Source organism: Bradyrhizobium sp. S3.7.6, from assembly GCF_054061875.1.
This window is the reverse complement of sequence record NZ_JBSSEQ010000001.1, coordinates 8,178,214-8,190,964: the sequence shown is the minus strand read 5'-3', so window position 1 is coordinate 8,190,964 and position 12,751 is coordinate 8,178,214. Positions and strand designations below refer to the sequence as shown.

Genomic DNA, 12,751 nt, shown 5'->3' with positions numbered 1-12,751 from the left:
TAAGGGTGGTGGACCGGATCTCTTGCCTCGCGGGAGATCCCCCAAACGAAAGGAACCACCACGATGACACCATTCAAAAATCCCATTGCGTCAGTCCTGTCCAAGGCCCTGTTGACCGGACTGGTCGTCACCGCAATCTTCAGCACGCCGCTCCAGGCGCGTGAGCACCGCACCGGCGATCGGCGCACCGAGCAGGGCGTGGGGGCGAGCTCTCGCTTCGAGGGCGAGCGATCGATCGCTACGCCGGCCTACCACGCATTTGCGCCAGTACCCTCGGATCAACCGGGTGGAGTTTGCGACCACGGGGATAACCCGATGATATGCTGAGCATCCGACCTTGCCGGCGTTCGCAAGGATTGGCGCGCGGTGCGAAGCTCAAAGTAGCTTGGCCATTTTCATCGCAACTTGCCGCACAGTTTAACGCCATTTCGGCCGACTGAGCGGCAGATTGCAGACCTGGCCGCCATGCGTGTCGAGGCGGATCGGGTCAATGGCGTGCACTGTCGGGCCGCGAAGGCAGAGAGGTCATTGCTTCCAGTTGCGCTGTTCGCGTCGCCAACATGGCGAGCAAGCTCTTGTGCAGCCGATCCGCGGGTTCGAAATTTTGCGCGAGCCTTCGGACGGTCTCGACAAATCGCATGCGATACGTCGCCGCCCTGTCGACGTCGCCGTACTTCGCGAAGATCTCGGCGGCCGTGCGGTACACCCGCCAGGAAGCAATCGGGAAGTCGGCACTGTCGACGATCTCCAGCGCGCGAGACAGCTGTAACTGGGCCTCCGCTGAATTGCCCATGGCAAGCGCAGTACGGGCGAGCAGTCCGTGGGCCTGGGCCAGGTGATTGAGATCCGGAGCCGTGGCCACATAGTCGTGGAGCTGGCGCGCACAGCTCTGGGCCTGCGTAAAGTCGTCAACCTGCAAGTAATATTCGCCGAGACAATGATACACCTGCGTCGCGGCGGTAAATTCGATGTCGATGCCTTCTTCATGCCTGCGGCGCTCGATGTCATCAAATTGCCTGCGAGCTCCCGACGGGTCGTTCAGCCCGACATAGGCCTTGGCAAGGACGGCCCGCTTGTGGAAGTACGTCGACTGATCTCCGACCAGCAGACTATCGTCGACGCTTTCGCAGAGCTCACGGGCTCCATCAAAGTCCATCGCTTCGACGTGCAACCACGCAAGCGTCAGCCGGCACAATGCGCTGCTGGGGCCGTTCGCGTTCCTGACGGCCAGTTCGAGGCCGGCCGTGATTTCAAGTCGCAATTCGCGCCACTCGCCCAGATGAATAAGCGCGATCGACTCAAGAACGTTGAACAGAACAAAAGTGTAGACGTCGCCGGCCAGACGGGCCAACCGCTTGCCTTCCGTGCCGGCGCGGCGGCACTCCTGGTACCGCGACCTCCAGCAATCGACGATACCCGATATTCCATTGCGCCTGATCAGGATGCCATAATTCGTGGCATTCGCGCTCAGCTCGATCGCCCTGTCGCAGAGCGTGGCGTCCTGTTTGCGCCAGCCGTTGAGGAACAGGTTGACGCTCGCGCTGCTGCCCTGGACCAGAGCCTTGAATGTGTCGTCCGCCAGCGCCTGGCTTCGCGACAGCACATCTTCAGCGGCCTCAAGGCAGGCGTGGCGATCCACGCGCAAGCAGAGGCTGCTCACCGCCGTGAGGCCGTTGAGCTGTTGCTTGATCTCGCCCGCTTGTTCGGCGCAGGCAATCATGTCTCGCAGATCGCGGATGGAGCCGGCGAGGTCGCCGCACGAACGAAGAGCCCAGCTTCGCTCCCGCAAAAGAGCGACGCGGGTTGAGAATTTGTCGGCAGCATCGAAACGATCGAGTATGCCAAGCGCGCGGGTGAGATAGCTTGCGGCCTCCGCATGGCCGAGGCGTTTCGTCGAGTTCTTTGCCGCTTCCCGGAGGTAACGCAACGCGCTCGGAAAGTCGCGACCCTGCTCAAAGTGAAGTGCGAGCGCGGGCGCTATTTCAGGGGTGCGGCCGGCATAGGCCTCCTCCAGCCTCTTGCCCAGGCGCTTGTGCGTTTGTGCGCGGCGCCCGGGCGGCAGATTCTGGTAAATGATGTTCTGATAGAGAATGTGACGGAAAGCGTAGCAGCCCGAGTATGTGCCGTCGGGCCACTCGGCAACCCCCGAACGAACGAGGATCTGATCCTTCCGGATCGACGCTTCGATGTCCCTTTCAACGTCGATCGCATCGCCGCTCAGGCCGGCCGCAACGAGGGCCGCAGAAAATTCTTCGCCGGCAACGCTGGCGACGTCGAGCAGACGCCGCTCGTTGTCGGTGAGGCGATCGAGCTCGTGGCCGATCATGTTCACGAGGCTGTCTGGAATGCGATCTTGCGCAAATGCCGCTTGTGAGGACAAGCGCCATCCGTCGTCCATTTCGATGATCGACTCCTGGTCGATCAAGTGTTTGAGCAGCGTGGCAACAAACAGGGGATGTCCCAGCGTTCGCTCGAATACCGGCTTTGACAGGCCGGAGGCAAGCTGCTCGTCGCCGAAGCGCAATGCCAGGTAACGCTCGACCTCCGGACGCGACAACCGATCGAGGCGCAATTCGCTGCAATATCCGTGAATCTCGAGATCGCGGTGCAGGCGAGGGATGGGATGCCCGCCGACGGAACTGTCGGCCGGACGATAGGAGCAGAGGACCAGCACGCGTGCTTTGCCGTTCCCGCGCGCGAAGCGAGACAGTACGTCGAGTGTCGCGAAGTCGCTCCAGTGCAGATCTTCGAGAACAAGAACCCAGGGGCGGTCGATGCTCAGCGCTTCCAGAAGATCGCAGAATTCGCGCAGCATCCGCTCGCGCGTCGCGCCGAACACTTCGTCCTGGAAAGCCGCGCGTTCCGATGCGTCGATGACGCCTGGCAATTGCAGGATCCAGGTGGGGGCGTGGGCGCGAACGGCCGAAATCAATTCCGGACCGTTTGCGCGATAACGGCTCACCAGCGCATCGATGAGTGGAAGAAAGACTTCGTCTGTTCCGAACCGTTCGGTGCAGCGCCCATAGAGCTGATCGAAGCCCTGTTCCGTCAGCTGCTCGAGCGCCTTGGCGATGAAGGCCGTCTTGCCGATCCCGGCTTCTCCGGTGACAAAAGCCATCTGCCGTTTGCCAGACAGGACGTGCCGCGTCATCTGGTCGATCGTCTCGAAGGACGGGGTCCGGCCGACCACCAGAGCGGAGATTTCGGTTTTCAGAGGTACGACCGCGTTCTCGACCTCCCTGGCCGCTTCCCGAACCGTGCCGATAAAGCGGACGCCTTTGCGCGGCAAAGTCTTGATCAGCCGCTGCGCCTCGCCGGAATCGCCTATTCCGGTACGGGCCGCGTTGATGCGGGTGGTGAGCGCTGACTCCGAGACGATGCGCCCGCCCCAAATTGCACCGATCAGATCGTCCTTGGTCACCACCCGGGTGCGGTAGCGGATCAGATATTCGAGGATGTCAAAAACCTGGGGCTGCAACGGGATCGTACGTCCGTCACGGCGCAATTCCCGCCGGTCGGTGTCGAGGACAAACTCGTCAAATAGGTACAGCAAAACAATGCCTTCGGAGGTGTGCGCAAGGCGGATATTCAACCGGTACGCGGGCCCGAAAGCAAGCACACCCTTCAGAATCAAGGAAACGATAAGAACAAATTAAGCTCGCCTTAAAGCGTGGCCCCGCGTCCCGCTCGATACTTCCAGCCGTATCCGGTCACTCACACAAGGTGTTCGTGTCATGCGCTTGGAAGATAAGGCACGGCGTCTCACCCGCGTGTTCTATGGGTTGTTGCTTCACAAGATGTTTCAGTCGCTCGTGGCATCCTCCGTACCATTGTTTAACGGCAGAGCTTCACCCAGAGGCGATGCGTCAATTTCAGCGAGTTCGTTTGTCGCCTCCACGGGGTCTTCCCGAAAGGAAGGCTGGTTTGGGCGCCTCCTTCAAGCGCTCCACCATTCGCGACGGCTGCAGGCAGAGCGCACCCTTCGACAGAATCGTCACCTGACCGACAATGGGTGGCCCCAGTTTGCCTCTCGGTCAGATGTTGGAGGGCGAGACAATGCCGGTCAGTGAAAAGTCCCCCGAACGCAAGCTTCGGATTTCGGCGCCGGGCGAGAATACGCTGCTCGCAACGATCGCCATCTGCGTTATCATTTTTCACATCCTTGCAGCCACGACGTTGACGTCGACCCGCCAGAGCGATGCCGGGGCACCGCCCGAGCCGCCCGGACTGTCGTCCGGGGACTGATCGCCAGCTCGCTATTCCAGGATTTGACAGACAAGAAGGGTTAGCTCATGGGCGACGTGGCGTCGTTTTGCCTGCTCAGCATCGCCGTGTTTTGCGGCGCTTTCGTCTCGGGCCTCGCGGGCTTTGCCTTTTCGGCGGTGGCCGGCGCGATTCTCCTTCACGTTCTCCCACCACGGGAGGCGGTCCCGCTGATGATGGCCTGCAGCATCACCGTGCAAGCCGCGGGTCTTTGGGCCTTGAGAAAAAGCATTCGCTGGAAGCAGAGCTCGGGACTGGTCGTCGGCGGATTGCTCGGCGTTCCGATCGCCGTGTGGTTGCTGCAAGCTGCAGACGCCCGGATCTTCAGGGAGAGCTTTGGTCTCGCCGTCGCCTGCTACGCGGCCTACACGTTATTCCGGCCGGTGCTCTCTCATCGCTTGCAGATGAATGCGGGACGTAATGCATTGATCGGCTTCGGTGGAGGCTTTGTCGGCGGGTTGACGGCAATGCCGGGTGCAATACCGACCATATGGTGTGACATCCACGGCGTGCCAAAAACCGAACAGCGCGGAATGGTTCAACCCTTCATCGCCGCCATGCAGATATTCGCACTTGTTCTCATGCTGATCCGAGGAGATCTGTCGACAAAGGTCCTGGTTGACTTCGCCGTCGGCATCCCGGCGCTCGTTGCAGGAACGGCGCTCGGGATTTTTGTCTTTCGCTGCGTCGATGACGCGCTGTTCCGGCGAATTATCCTCAGCATCTTGCTGGTTTCGGGACTGTTGCTGGTATTGTAGTTACGCCGGTCGCGCCTCCAGTTACAATGGCAGCCATTCGAGTACGGCGCGCAGTAGCGCTGTCGCCGTAATCCCTTAAGCGTGAGCCGAACCATTCGGTGGGCCGTGCTGCTGCCCCGGTCGAGGGTCATCCTTCGCTTGCCAGAGGCTGCTGCTGGTCAAAACGCGCGACCTCGCGGGTGCAGCTCCGTTGGGCGGGTTGTCGACGGCGTCCGCCTCCTCCAAGTCAGGCAATACCTAAAATTCGATCGATCTGATTAGGCCGACCTTATGCCCGTTCGGAGGCGGCGGGAATGATTTTACCGCGTGTTCAGGTCTGGGTGGTGTCATCGCCCATTGCTTTGAAATCCCGCTTTTGTCGTTCGATCATTTTCAAACTGCGAGCGCATCAATGGCTGCTATCACGTCATTCCTGGCCGAGTTGGACGAAGCAGTTGCGAGAGGAAATCCCGAGAGTTGTCTGCGGGCGCTCTGGCATGCGGCGGACATCCTGATCGCCGGCACGTATTCCGAGGAGCAGATCTGGACGTTCGGTGAGGTCATCGGTCGTCTCGCGCAGGAGATTGAAACGAGCGCGCGGGCGAAGCTCGCAGGAAAGCTCGCATGCAGCTCAAACGCGCCCTATGCGTTGACCCGGCAGATGGCAAGCGACGACTGCATCGATGTCGCATGGCCGGTTCTCAGTCAGTCGGAGCGCCTTGACACCGAGACATTGATTGCGTGTGCCAAGAACAAGAGCCAGCAACATTTGCTTGCAATCTCCAAGCGACAAACGGTCCCCGAAGCGGTCACCGATGTCCTGGTGGTGCGGGGATCTCCCGAGGTCGTAACCTCGGTCGCTTCAAATGCCGGGGCGAACCTCTCCAAATCCGGATTTCTGCACCTGGTGCGGCGGTCGGAAGGGGATTCGATCCTCGCTGAATCGGTAGGACTTCGAAAGGATATTCCTCGACATCTCTTCCACCAGTTGATCGCCAAAGCCTCCGAAGAGGTGCGGCAAAAGTTGAAGAGGGAACGTCCGGATATCGAACATCAGGTCCATCGCGTCGTCGTCGATGTCACCGGGGCCATTCACGCCAGGTTTGGCCCGGCGTCGAAGGATTACTTCACGGCGAAACGCACGGTGGCCAAACTGCACGAGAGAGGCGAATTGACGGAAGACAAGGTCTTCGAACTTGCTCACTCTCTCAAGTTCAACGAGACCACCGTTGCCCTGTCGTTGCTCTGTGGGCTTCCAATAGACGTCGCGGAACGGGCATTGATCGAGAAGGATCGTGAGCCGGTGTTGATCCTGGCCAAGTCTCTCGATTTCTCATGGCCCACCACGATGGCGCTGCTGTTCCTGGGCGCGGCCAACTACCGGATAACCGTTGGCGAGCTGGATCAATTGAAGATCGATTTCCACCGGTTGAATGTCAAAGCGTGCCGGGAGGTCGTCACCATCTACCGAACGCGAAAGGAAGAGGTTTTCGGCGGCTCCTTTCAACAGCCTCGACGCATGATCTAGGACCGCAATCCCGACCTCAGACATCCGTGGATGCGGGGGCGGCTCACGCAATGGTGAGCGTGCCGATGTGCCGTTCGCGCAGCTGTGATTTTCCACTGCGTGTCTTTTCCCAAGCGCATACCTAGCTAATCCTTGTCAAAAAAATTCGCAGGAAACGCTTTCAACAGAGCAGCCGATTCTAGCCAGCGCGAACGCTCCGCACGAAAACAACAACCGTTCGGAGTACGATTATGATTGGATTCAGGACTTCCATTATTGCAGCGATGATGTCGATTGGCGCGATAAGCTCTGCAAGTGCCCAGTGCCCGACGTGGGCGACTCAAAATCCAGCTTCGTTTCAGGCGCAATATCCCAATAGGGATATATTGAACGACTGCGAGTTAACGCCAGCAGGCAGAATGGGCCTCGAACTCCCTGGCGGCGCGGCTCCCTGGTATGGGGCCAACAGGACTTATGGGGCAATGCCTGGCGTTGCTCAACACCACAGCTTTCAGCACCGATCGCGGTGAGTAGTGGCCGTTCTTTTCGGGACGGTTGCGTTGCAGGCCCAGAAATCGGGAGACAAGTCGATGACATCACGAACCGACGAGGCCGCGCAGTCCAGGCTTATGGCGGACATCCCGTACGATCAGCAGACGAAGATCACCATCGAGCGCAGAGGCCAAATTGTACTGATTGGCATCAATCGACCCTACATCGACAACCGGCTGGATCCGGATGCGACAGAAAGCTTGGCGAGAGCATACTACGAGTACGATCGGGATCCCTCGCTCCGTGCGGCGGTTCTGTTCGGCTATGGCGACCGCTTCTCCAGAGGTGTCGATGTCGATGCCTACAAGGCATTCGCTCAGTCTGGAAAAAAGATGATGGATGGGCCCGGCTTCATCGACCCTCTAGGGCGGACCAGGCCAGCGCTCACGAAGCCTCTGGTTGTCGCGGTGCATGGCGACACCTGGAATATGGCGCACGAGCTTTTCCTTGTAGCGGACATACGCGTAGCGTCGGAAGACACGGAGTTCGGTCAGGATGAGAACACGCACGGCCGTTTTCCCGGAGGCGGTGCAACGGTTCGTTTCCCCAGAGAAGCCGGATGGGGAAATGCCATGCGGTTCATTCTAACAGGCGATCATTGGGGTGCGAAGGAAGCCCTCCGGATGGGAACGGTTCAGGAAGTGGCCCCAAATCGAAATGCGGCTCTCGCGAAGGCTGTCGAGATCGCCAACAAGATCGCCGCATGCGGCCCTCTCGGCATTAAGACGTCCCTGGCCTCCTCCCATATGGCGCTCGAAGACTCTCAGACGGCGCTCGCTAAGCTCGGCGTCCAATATAGTGCGCTGCTCACGACCAGGGATTTCCAGGAAGGCCGTGATGCCGAGGCACAAAAGCGTCCACCCGTTTACGAGGGACGGTGACAACAAGCTCGCGAACGGTCGTGTTGCGTTCGCGTATCGCCAGCGTATTTCGTTCTACCAAGTCTCGCCGAAGGGCAGGCGCTCTTCGACTGTTTGGCGACGTGCCACGCCTCATTGGGATGGCGGCGGGCTGGATAAAGAAATCGTTGGGTGCATCGGGACGGCGAGCGCGCGTCCATTGGAGGTCAATCACCGCGTCGATCAGGACATAGGCGACGTGGACCCCTTTTGGCCCCAGATTCCCTGCGATCGACTCGGCACGATTACGGTGACAGTTTCATGAGCCATCGAACCCGCGAAAGCGGCCGGAGTCATTGAGTGCACTGTCACCGTAATCTCAGAATTGGTTGTTTCGCTGGTTGACGAAAGGGCGAAGCGGAAAGGGCGGGGCCAAGCGTCGCACGGTCCACTTCAGAGGGCTAAGCGGAATAGCGCCATAGAGCCGCCGAGGGCAGCCTTTGACCCATCTCGACCATCCCCCGGCGAATGCCGGTTGGGCAACGGGCTCGCTAAATTGCCGCACAGACCGCTGCAAGGTGCTAACCTCACCAGCCAATAGCGTGGCCCGTACAGGGGGGACGCATGCGACGGCGGGAGTTCATCGAATATCTCGGCGTTTTTGGCGCTGCAGCAGGATCGACATTGTTTGGTCAAGGCTCAAGAGCGCAGCCCGCGCGAAAACGTCCGCTCATCGCATGGGCAGGAGCTGCACCTCCGGAGGTGACGTTGCCCCAATTCATGGTGGACTTGGCGTTCGGCAATTTCGTTAAGGGGCTCTCGGAGTTCGGCTACGAGCAACGCCGTAACATCGATATCATTCGGCGAACGGACATCTTCCGGGACCGGGTACCATCGATTGAGGAGATGGTGGCTCTGCTCAAACCCGATATCATCGCTGTGCCAGCAACACTGGAAGCCGTCGCTGCCCGAAAGGCAACATCGACAATACCGATTGTCTGTCCCCGCTTGCCGATGCGGTCCATCTCGGCTTGATTGCCAGCGAAGCTCGCCCAGGAGGAAATGTAACGGGCATTGAGGCCTACATCGCGGGTTTGCCGACCAAGCAAATTGAACTCGCGCGAGAAATCGTGCCGAAGGCAAGGCGCGTCGGACTGCTCATCAACATGAACGATCCCAAGGGTCCGCCTCAAGTCGGGGATTTGAGGGCAGCTTGTGGGGCTTTGAGCCTCAGCGTGGTCGAAGCCGATGCCAGTACGGCGCAGGACATTCCGAATGCGCTCGCTGCGCTGGCGAACGAAGGGGTCGATGTCACCGTTGTCCTTCAGACGAACCTGCTGCTCAACATGAGCGAGCAGATCGGTGCTATCGCCCTTGAAAAGCTGCTGCCGACCGTCTTCGGATATCGCGAGCACGTTGTCCACGGCGGCCTTGTGAGCTATGGCGTTGACTTGCGCTGGTGCTATCGTCGCGCCGGCTATTTCGTGGACAAGATCCTTAGGGGGGCACACCCGGGCGATCTTCCCATCGAATTTCCAAGCAAGCTTTGGTTGGCAGTCAACCTCAAAACGGCAAAGGCTCTCGACGTGGCTGTACCGCCAGGGCTCCTCGCCCGCACCGACGAAGTGATCGAGTGAGGACGGCTTACTTCTACTGATGGCCCCAATGCGAAGTGCAAGCGAACGGCGAAGTGGTCCGCTTATCGGGGCGGACCGGAAGTGACCGGCCGACTTCCCAAGCGCCGTTTTTGACCCGTTGCGGACATTGCGTCGCACGGTTAGGGCGGGCTGCCAGCCCTTTTCTCGCTCGGCTCCCGGTTGAAAAATGCTAGGCTGTATGCCTCAGTCGGGCGCTTCAAACGAGTAACTCAATGAGGCGGCGCGAGTTCATCACGCTCGTCGGCGTTGCCGCGGTTATGGGCCCGAGCCCGGCGCGGGCGGAGCAGACGAGAAAGCTACCCATCATCGGATTCTTGGGCCCGGCCTGGTCGGCCCAGGATTTCGAGGATCGGTTGCGCGAACTCGGTTGGATCGCGGGGCGGACCGTTGCGATCGAGTATCGCTCTGCGGAGGGACATACCGAACGCTCCAAGGAAATTGCGACGGAGTTTGTCCGGCTCAAGGTGAATGTCATCGTCACGGTGGGGGGATCTCCGACTCTCGCGGTAAAACGCGCGACATCGCTCATCCCAATTGTCTCCATTTCTGGCGACCCTGTTGGCAGCGACCTCGTCGCAAGTTTGGCCCGACCGGACGGCAATGCGACCGGCCTGGCGCTCAACCCCATCAGTCTTGCCGGCAAGCGCCTCGAGCTGTTGCGCGAGGTTGTCCCAGGTTTCCGCCGCTTGTCCGTTATGGTCAATGCCAATAGCCCCGGTTTCAAAAACAGGATGGATGAGGTGCAAGCGGCGGCCTCCGCCCTCGGCCTCGAGGCGACGATATTGGAAATCCGGCGCGCAGAGGACGTTGCATCGGCTTTCGAGGCCCTCAGGGACCGTGCGGACGCACTCTATGCCGTCGGCGTCCCACTCACCTTCGCCATTGCGACCCGAGCGCTGACCGCGCGAATTCCAACGATGTTTGAATACCGAGAGTTCGTCGAGGCGGGCGGGCTGATGTCCTACGGCGTGGACGCAACCCACCTATGGCGGCTTGCCGCGACCTTTGTCGACAGGATTTTGCGCGGGGCGAAGCCCGCCGACTTGCCAGTCCAACAGCCGACCAAGTTCGACCTCGTCATCAATCTGAAGACCGCCAGGGCACTCGGTCTGAAAGTACCGGAGTCATTCCTGTTACGCGCCGACGAGGTGGTTGAATGAGCGCGGCTGCCGGGCAGCCAGCAAGGGACCGCGGCCCAGGAACTGGCTGGAACGTATGTCGGCCCGAGCTGCATGGTTTGAGACGAGAGCAAATATCGCTGCATTGGACAATAGGCCGAGATTTCGCGAGAGCGGCACGGCGGGCCTCCAGCTCTTATTTTGCGTTTGCGAATACATCCGCTGCGTAGATGAGCTTGCCACCCACGACCGTCAGCAGAGACGCCGTGGCGCCAATTTGCTCGACGGGGACGGACATGAAATCCCGGTCGAGAATCGCGAAGTCGGCGAGCTTGCCGTTTTCGAGCGTGCCGCGCCGCGTCTCGTCGAAGCTGAACCAGGCGCTTCCCACGGTGTAGAGGCGCAAGGCCTCTTCGCGGCTGGGTGTTTCGTCCGGGCCGCGCGTCGAGTGTCCACCGACGGTCTTGCCGTCGAGCATCCATTGCAGCGCCACGAACGGATTGTAGGATGCGACCCGATGCGCATCCGTGCCGGCCCCGACATGGACGCCCGTGCGCAATGCCGTGACGATGGGCGGCATCTGGCGCGCGGCTTCGCCGGCCTGCGCCACGATACGGTCGCCTCCGAGGTACATCGCGTCCTGCATGGTCCAGCCCACACCAAGGGCCTTCATCCGCGCCAGCGTTTCGGGCGAGGTGTTGTCGAGATGGGCGATGGACCAGCGCAGCGGCGCGATCGGCGTCTCCTTGTTGACCTCTTCATAGAGGTCGAGGAGCTGATGGACGGATTTGTCTTCCTGCCAATGGATGGTGACCGTCAGCCCTTGTTTTGCCGCCCAGCGAATGATCTCGAGGAACTTTTCCTTGGTGGCCGCGTCGGGCGCGTTGTTGTTGTACATGGCGCCGGTGATCCGCTCGCCGATTCCGTTGAATCGCAGCATGTCGTCGCCGAATCCCATCGGCAGGAACGGCGTGAGAGTCTTGTACTCCTCGAACTCAGCGCCGACATTCTGGGCGAACAGGCTGAAGGCGACCCGCACCGAAAGTGATTTTTCACGCCAGAGCTTCTGCAAGGCGGCGTAGTGGCTGGGATAAATGCTGAAGCCGCCGGGATCCACGATCCCGGTAATTCCGAGACGATTGAGCTCCGTGAAGAACTGCCGGGTTCCGGCGACATTCTCTTCGAAATTGGGCCTCGGCAGGCGATCGAACAGCGCGGAGATACTGACGATGGAGCCGTTGAACCAGCCCGTGGTTTCGCCCGATGTGGCACGCTCGGCCGTGATCCCGGCCGGCAACTGATCCGCGGAGATCCCGAGGGCTTGCTGCGCCTTCGGCGTCATCAGCAGCGCCGAATAGAACAGCTGGATGTAGGCCGGATTGTCGGGCACGGCCGACATCACCTCGGCGAGCGTCGGCCGCCGCTTCTCCGCAAATTGCAAGTCGCTCCAGCCACCGGCCACGATGATCCAGGACGCCGGGCGCGCTTTGGCCGCCTGGCGCAAGCGTTCCATGGCTTCGCCAATGGTCTTTGCGCCGATCCAGTTGACCTCGGTGGCGTAGGTGAGGCCGGCGCGCACGGCGTGAATATGGGAATCGATCAATCCCGGAATGATCGTGCGTCCGCCGGCGTCGACGCGGCGCGTCGCGGGCCCGATCAGGCCTTCCATGGCATCGTTGCCGCCAACTGCAACGATCTTGCCGTCGCGGACGGCGAGCGCCTGCGCGATCGTCGATGCAGGATCCAGCGTCACGATCTTTGCGTTCGTGACAATGAGGTCGGCCGTTTGTGCGTAAGCCGAAGTGGCCCAGCACGAGATCACCAAAATCGCCAGAAGCTTGCGCATGTTCAGTCCCGGAATGAGAGAGGCAGGAATGAGAGAGGCAGGAACGGCGCCACACATCCGCCGCTGGATGCGCTCGCGGGCATCGCGTGTCGCAACGGGGAGTGTCGCGATCTTGATCATGTCTGGCTCCAACAAAATCAGCCGGTCCACCGGAAAATTCGGTCAAGGCCCAAATCATTGATTTCGCAGCCCGCCTTCGCCCGTCGGGCTTCGGCGCGGCAGCCTTCGCCG

The 12,751-nt window shown here is 60.5% G+C and carries 10 protein-coding genes; 8 read left to right on the top strand and 2 right to left on the bottom strand.

The window, feature by feature from the left end:
• The first annotated feature begins 63 nt into the window (after window positions 1-63).
• Entirely contained in the window at window positions 64-327 is a 264-nt protein-coding gene (locus ACVJ5M_RS39490; RefSeq protein ID WP_063985324.1) for a hypothetical protein, read from the top strand.
• Between the two features lie 160 nt (window positions 328-487).
• Here the strand turns inward: ACVJ5M_RS39490 and ACVJ5M_RS39485 are convergent, their stop codons facing one another.
• The gene (locus tag ACVJ5M_RS39485; protein ID WP_063985323.1) at window positions 488-3,592 is read right to left on the bottom strand and encodes an ATP-binding protein; all 3,105 of its coding nucleotides are present in this window, start codon (window positions 3,590-3,592) and stop codon (window positions 488-490) included.
• Window positions 3,593-4,056: 464 nt separating this feature from the next.
• Here ACVJ5M_RS39485 and ACVJ5M_RS39480 point away from each other — a divergent pair, with 464 nt between their 5' ends.
• The 7 genes from ACVJ5M_RS39480 (at window position 4,057) to ACVJ5M_RS39450 (ending at window position 10,716) form a co-directional block, all read left to right on the top strand.
• Window positions 4,057-4,245, top strand: coding sequence for a hypothetical protein (locus ACVJ5M_RS39480; protein ID WP_187387810.1), 189 nt, complete (start codon window positions 4,057-4,059; stop codon window positions 4,243-4,245).
• Window positions 4,246-4,292: 47 nt separating this feature from the next.
• Window positions 4,293-5,021: a sulfite exporter TauE/SafE family protein gene (locus ACVJ5M_RS39475; RefSeq protein WP_063985321.1), complete on the top strand. Its 729-nt coding sequence runs from the start codon at window positions 4,293-4,295 to the stop codon at window positions 5,019-5,021.
• A gap of 391 nt (window positions 5,022-5,412) precedes the next feature.
• Window positions 5,413-6,528: a DUF2336 domain-containing protein gene (locus ACVJ5M_RS39470; RefSeq protein ID WP_063985320.1), complete on the top strand. Its 1,116-nt coding sequence runs from the start codon at window positions 5,413-5,415 to the stop codon at window positions 6,526-6,528.
• Between the two features lie 569 nt (window positions 6,529-7,097).
• The gene (locus ACVJ5M_RS39465; protein ID WP_231144269.1) at window positions 7,098-7,940 is read left to right on the top strand and encodes an enoyl-CoA hydratase-related protein; all 843 of its coding nucleotides are present in this window, start codon (window positions 7,098-7,100) and stop codon (window positions 7,938-7,940) included.
• A gap of 582 nt (window positions 7,941-8,522) precedes the next feature.
• Window positions 8,523-8,933: a type 1 periplasmic-binding domain-containing protein gene (locus ACVJ5M_RS39460; protein ID WP_231144270.1), complete on the top strand. Its 411-nt coding sequence runs from the start codon at window positions 8,523-8,525 to the stop codon at window positions 8,931-8,933.
• Window positions 8,930-9,535, top strand: coding sequence for an ABC transporter substrate-binding protein (locus ACVJ5M_RS39455; protein WP_231144271.1), 606 nt, complete (start codon window positions 8,930-8,932; stop codon window positions 9,533-9,535). Before ACVJ5M_RS39460 ends, ACVJ5M_RS39455 begins: the two co-directional genes overlap by 4 nt.
• A 233-nt stretch (window positions 9,536-9,768) precedes the next feature.
• Window positions 9,769-10,716, top strand: coding sequence for an ABC transporter substrate-binding protein (locus ACVJ5M_RS39450; protein WP_063985317.1), 948 nt, complete (start codon window positions 9,769-9,771; stop codon window positions 10,714-10,716).
• A gap of 154 nt (window positions 10,717-10,870) precedes the next feature.
• Here ACVJ5M_RS39450 and ACVJ5M_RS39445 read toward each other — a convergent pair whose 3' ends face one another.
• A complete protein-coding gene (locus ACVJ5M_RS39445) occupies window positions 10,871-12,640 on the bottom strand; it encodes an amidohydrolase (RefSeq protein ID WP_231144272.1) in 1,770 nt (589 codons plus the stop codon).
• Window positions 12,641-12,751: the final 111 nt, after the last annotated feature.

Excerpts from the sequence above, each read along its gene's own strand:
- ACVJ5M_RS39490 (WP_063985324.1), top strand. The coding sequence starts at position 64 with ATGACACCATTCAAAAATCCCATTGCGTCAGTCCTGTCCAAGGCCCTG.
- ACVJ5M_RS39480 (WP_187387810.1), top strand. The coding sequence starts at position 4,057 with ATGCCGGTCAGTGAAAAGTCCCCCGAACGCAAGCTTCGGATTTCGGCG.
- ACVJ5M_RS39475 (WP_063985321.1), top strand. The coding sequence starts at position 4,293 with ATGGGCGACGTGGCGTCGTTTTGCCTGCTCAGCATCGCCGTGTTTTGC.
- ACVJ5M_RS39470 (WP_063985320.1), top strand. The coding sequence starts at position 5,413 with ATGGCTGCTATCACGTCATTCCTGGCCGAGTTGGACGAAGCAGTTGCG.
- ACVJ5M_RS39465 (WP_231144269.1), top strand. The coding sequence starts at position 7,098 with ATGACATCACGAACCGACGAGGCCGCGCAGTCCAGGCTTATGGCGGAC.
- ACVJ5M_RS39460 (WP_231144270.1), top strand. The coding sequence starts at position 8,523 with ATGCGACGGCGGGAGTTCATCGAATATCTCGGCGTTTTTGGCGCTGCA.
- ACVJ5M_RS39450 (WP_063985317.1), top strand. The coding sequence starts at position 9,769 with ATGAGGCGGCGCGAGTTCATCACGCTCGTCGGCGTTGCCGCGGTTATG.
- ACVJ5M_RS39445 (WP_231144272.1), bottom strand. The coding sequence starts at position 12,640 with ATGATCAAGATCGCGACACTCCCCGTTGCGACACGCGATGCCCGCGAG.